The organism is Oleiphilus sp. HI0128, assembly GCF_001635365.1.
This window is the reverse complement of record NZ_LWGG01000270.1, coordinates 1-607: the sequence shown is the minus strand read 5'-3', so window position 1 is coordinate 607 and position 607 is coordinate 1. Positions and strand designations below refer to the sequence as shown.

Annotated in this window: 2 protein-coding genes; one reads left to right on the top strand and one right to left on the bottom strand. The window is 44.6% G+C overall.

All coding sequences use genetic code 11. The features are described 5' to 3' along the window. Positions 1-182, top strand: a 182-nt coding sequence (locus tag A3763_RS03575; RefSeq protein WP_156494873.1) for a WS/DGAT domain-containing protein, incomplete at its 5' end; no start/stop codon positions are given. Between the two features lie 15 nt (positions 183-197). Here the strand turns inward: A3763_RS03575 and A3763_RS03570 are convergent. Then, positions 198-563, bottom strand: a complete 366-nt coding sequence (locus tag A3763_RS03570; protein WP_068507391.1) for a sirohydrochlorin chelatase — start codon at positions 561-563, stop codon at positions 198-200. Positions 564-607: the final 44 nt, after the last annotated feature.

The following is a 607-nucleotide window of genomic DNA, read 5'->3' as shown; positions in this document are numbered from 1 at the left end:
ATATTACTTGTTTAAGCTATGATGGTTCACTGAATTTTGGCTATACCGGTTGTCGTGACACCTTGCCAAGCATGCAGAACCTGGCAGTATTTTCAGGAGAAGCGCTCGAGGAGCTTGAAGGCTTACTTACAAAAAAAGCCAAGACAAGAAAGACGAAAACTAAAAAAGCCACGACTCGCTAATTATAACGAGGCTCATCAGGATACGCTTAGCGTATCCTGAATCAAACTGACCATCGCAGGCATACCTCCCAGATGAGTCTTAATGTTTATCTTAACATCAGGGTACTGCTCCCTAGCCTTAGCAACTTCGGCCGGAACGTCTTCTATAACATGCCTACCGGCTGACAAGAAGTAAGGCAAGACATCTACTTCAGATGCTCCCTGCTCTATACACTGGATAATTGAGTCGGGTATTAATGGCTCAGCCAGCTCCAAAAAGCCAGTATTGACGATCGCATATTGAGCGCCGACCTTATTCTGAACGCTACGGGAAAGCTCCCGTACTTCATCATTGGAGGACGCTCGTCGTGAGCCGTGTGCAACAATTACTAATGCTTTCATAATGTCCTACTATATTAACCATTTTTTCATTGGGCTCAGTATAC